Source organism: Planctomycetia bacterium (genome assembly GCA_034440135.1).
Lineage (GTDB): Bacteria > Planctomycetota > Planctomycetia > Pirellulales > JALHLM01 > JALHLM01.
This window is the reverse complement of the sequence record JAWXBP010000399.1, coordinates 1-3591: the sequence shown is the minus strand read 5'-3', so window position 1 is coordinate 3591 and position 3591 is coordinate 1. Positions and strand designations below refer to the sequence as shown.

The 3591-nt window shown below is 62.0% G+C and carries 5 protein-coding genes; 1 reads left to right on the top strand and 4 read right to left on the bottom strand.

Annotation, left to right across the window (positions count from 1 at the left end; genetic code table 11):
- A partial coding sequence (locus tag SGJ19_23575; GenBank protein ID MDZ4783238.1) for an MFS transporter occupies positions 1-365 on the top strand: 365 nt, incomplete at its 5' end.
- Positions 366-377: 12 nt separating this feature from the next.
- Here the strand turns inward: SGJ19_23575 and SGJ19_23570 are convergent.
- From SGJ19_23570 to SGJ19_23555, 4 genes are all read right to left on the bottom strand, one after another.
- Positions 378-611, bottom strand: coding sequence for a hypothetical protein (locus tag SGJ19_23570; protein MDZ4783237.1), 234 nt, complete (start codon positions 609-611; stop codon positions 378-380).
- Positions 612-760: 149 nt separating this feature from the next.
- A complete protein-coding gene (locus SGJ19_23565) occupies positions 761-2470 on the bottom strand; it encodes a DUF2207 domain-containing protein (GenBank protein MDZ4783236.1) in 1710 nt (569 codons plus the stop codon).
- Positions 2467-3036 (bottom strand): LemA family protein, encoded by a 570-nt coding sequence (locus tag SGJ19_23560; protein ID MDZ4783235.1) that lies wholly within the window; start codon positions 3034-3036, stop codon positions 2467-2469. The genes SGJ19_23565 and SGJ19_23560 overlap by 4 nt, the downstream gene beginning before the upstream one ends.
- A 294-nt stretch (positions 3037-3330) precedes the next feature.
- The coding region (locus SGJ19_23555) for an ester cyclase (protein MDZ4783234.1) at positions 3331-3591 on the bottom strand (261 nt) is incomplete at its 5' end.

The following is a 3591-nucleotide window of genomic DNA, read 5'->3' as shown; positions in this document are numbered from 1 at the left end:
ACTCCATGACGCTCACACCTGTCGGGCGTGTGCTCCGACGATCGTCACAACCGGAAGACCGCCCCGCCCTGTTCGCGGCGCAGTTCGCACTGTCGCACGGCTGCTGGCTCATAGCCTACCCGGTAGCCGGCTTCGTCAGCGCAAACGCAGGGATCGACGAAGCGTTCATCGCCCTTGCAGGCATTTGCGCCGCCGGCGCTTTCGTGGCGACGCTTCTATGGCCCGCTCACGAAGCCGAACGGATCGTGCATCACCACAATGATCTGCCCGTTGATCATCCGCACATCGTCAACACGGGCGGGCCGCACGGTCACGAGTACGTCATTGACGACCTGCATCCGCGCTGGCCCAAGGATCATGCATGAGCCTTCGGGCGTTCACATCACACGGCGCACAGCGACATAGTCACCGCGAACACGCAGCGTGATGGTGGCGGGCTTCCCTGAGCGATTGCGCCAGAACCAGCCATGCATTCCCGTGAATGCCGCCTTCAGTTCTCCGCTCGCCTGCGCCGTCGAGCCGCGTTCATAGCGGTGATAATCGATCCCAGGCGCATCGGCGTGCAGATCGAAGTTCACCGCCGCGCCGTCGGTCGACCATTCATATGTCACGGTTTTGCCTCCCGCCGGGCCATCAACGCCAAGGCCGACATAATCCGACGGACGGCGGAGCCGCTCAACACCTGCCCTTCCCGCCTGCCCGCACCATCAGGCGGGAGATCGCCGGAACCGGTCAACGCCATATTCAGACTACGACGCGATCACCAACCACCGCCTCCGCCGCCGCCTCCGCCGCCGCCGGACGAGCCCCCGCCACCGGAGCCAGACGATCCAGAGCTTTGCGGCATGGCGCTGACAACGCCGGAATTCATATTGGCGATAAGGGCACCAGAGACGGCCCCCAATGCACGCGAACCGGTGAACTGGCCGCTACTCCAGCCCGGGTTATAGCGCCCCGCCTCTTGCGGCAGCACGTGCTCAAAATACTTCGTCCACGGAGCTTCGACGCCAAGCGCAACGGCGTATGGCAAAAAGCGCTCGTAGCGTTCCTTGGTCATCATCGGCGGCTGTTGGCTGCCGGGCGTGGCGGCGTTGAGTTGCAGCTTCTCGGCCGTTTGCATGTAAAGGCGGAAGCCTTCGATCTCGGTGCGCACCTCTTGCCCCTTCACGGTCGGCGCCGGCATCAAGTACAGGAAGACCATGTTGAGTGCTGCGAGTGCGACGATGGCGAGCGTGTGCCAGAGCGTCCAATTGACGACTTGCGTGGCGGCAATCGCGAACGCGATCACCGACACCACGAGCGCAACCATCGTGTAGCCGACGTTCCAGCGAAAATACGTACTACCGTATTTTCGACCAAGCTTTTCCTTGAATGCCGCATAGGCGGCGGTGAAGCTAGAATCATACTGGCCACCAAGCGTTCTCGTATCGTCGCCGCCGAAGATGGCGCGTTCGAGAGCCAAGTCTTCCTCCGGGATGTCGTGGGAATCCGGCGCGGCCGGCACGCGTGCGAGATGCGTTTCCTTCTTCTCTGATGCGTCGATAGTGAGACGGCCCTTGATGGCGAGATTCATGAGCGTCGCGATGAGCGCACGATTGTCGCTGAGCGCGCGGTGATAGATGCGGTGCACCGCGGCAGGTGAAAGCCCGCGCGGGGCCTCGTAGCGCGGAAAGACGGGGCTCTTCGCCGGATCGCGCCCGACGCGGTCCCAGCTGCGATAGAGGAAGAGGAACAAACCGCCCAGCGAAGTGGCGAGGATCGCCAACGCGCCGTTGCGTTGCCACCAGAGCGCGCCTTGATCGGCAGCGGACGGTGGATCGATCAAGCCCTTCTCGAACCCAACCGCGACGGTGAGCCCCTCGCCCGGTTGCAGTGGCCGTGTGGTTTCGAAGATGTGGCGATCCCCTTGCGCCTCATATCTGAATGCGCTGCCGGCTTCGCCAGCCTTGCCGGTATAGGCGGCGCTCTGGGTGACGACGGCGCCAGGCGGGAGTTGAATGACGGCGCGTGCTTGGGCGATAGGAAACGCCCAATAACTGCCGGTCGCGTTCCAATAAACCTCGTCATAGGACTCGAAGTAACGGACTTGGTTGGAGACGCGGTAGCGCAGCTCGTAGACATGCTCGCCGTTCTCGATATAGACGTCCGGATCGCCGATGCGGATGCGATAGGCATTGCCTTCCGTCTCGGTCTCGTATTTCTCTTCGCCTCCATCGCGAGTGACGCTGAGGATGCGATAACCAAATTCGTAGCGCTCGCCTTGGCCTTCGAAGAAACGCGGCAAGTCGCGGAAAATGCCCCGCTGGATCTGGTTTCCTTCGGCGGTGACGTTGAGTGTTTCGGTGATGGTGACATCGCCGCTGGTTTCGAGCTCGACGAGCACATCGAAGCGATTGATCTGTTCGGCGGCGAAGGCAGGACCGGCCAAGACGAACGCTATCAGCGCCAGGAAGAATGCGCGCAAGCTCATTGCCCGATGCCCGTCGTGACCCCGGGGACAGCGCGGTCGGCATCGTTGGCTATCTCGAAGTAGCTCCGCTTGCCGACGCCGAAGAGGCCGGCGACGACATTGGCTGGGAACGTCTCGACCAAAGTGTTCAGCTCGCGCACAGCGCCATTATAGAAGCGTCGCGCCATTTCAACTTTGTCCTCAGTGTCGGCGAGTTGCTTTTGCAGGTCGAGGAAATTCCCGCTGGCCTTGAGGTCAGGATAGCCTTCGGCCAACGCCACAAGCCGCCCGATCGGCCGTGAGAGTTCGCTTTCGGCAACGCCGCGTTTGGTGGGGTCGTCGCCAGCGGCGAGCGCTGCGCTTCGCTTCTCGGCAATGTCGGCGAAGAGTTGGCGTTCGTGGGCGGCATAACCCTGCACGGTGGAAACGAGCTGCGGGATGAGGTCGGCGCGGCGCTTCAACTGCACGTCGATGTCGGACCAACCATTGTGCGCCATCTGCCGCTTCGCGATCAGCGCGTTGAAGACGACGATGGTGCTGACGACGATCACGACCGCGATCGCGATCACGATCGCAAGAATGGTCATAGTGTCCATGATCCCTCCAGGCGGCCACAGTTAAGCGAGATGGGAGGAAATGGAAATCCGGGACGATCGCGGAAACGGCCTTTCCCCGAGAAGCGGGGTGTCGCCGACGGCGGACTCTCGGCGCGAGATGGATGTCACTGACCCAGACGGATCATGTTGCCGAATGTCGCGAATGGGCCAATCATCGCCGAGGCCACCATATTGTGACGGACGGCGAGGTCGCTCAATTGCGGTCACTCACGACCGCCCCGCTGATCCGGCTGGAGATCGCCGAAATGCGACACTGGAGAAAATTCAGTTGCTAGCCACCTGCCGGGCGTAGTCGTCGGCGTCGTACCAGCCGCGTGACCCTGTCACCTTAAGATTGCCGTCGACGTCCCATTCTTCCCAGCCCACGACCTTCAAAGGCCTCTTCGTTTCTGCGTGCGTACCCGTGAACGTCCAAAGATAGAGAACGTGATCACCAGCACATCGTACCCCGTCGCAAACGAGGGACAGGTCCGGCACGTCGGCAAAGAAGCCAGCGGCCATTTCCGCTACTCCGGCTCGACCGGT

Excerpts from the sequence above, each read along its gene's own strand:
- SGJ19_23565 (MDZ4783236.1), bottom strand. The coding sequence starts at position 2,470 with ATGAGCTTGCGCGCATTCTTCCTGGCGCTGATAGCGTTCGTCTTGGCC.
- SGJ19_23560 (MDZ4783235.1), bottom strand. The coding sequence starts at position 3,036 with ATGACCATTCTTGCGATCGTGATCGCGATCGCGGTCGTGATCGTCGTC.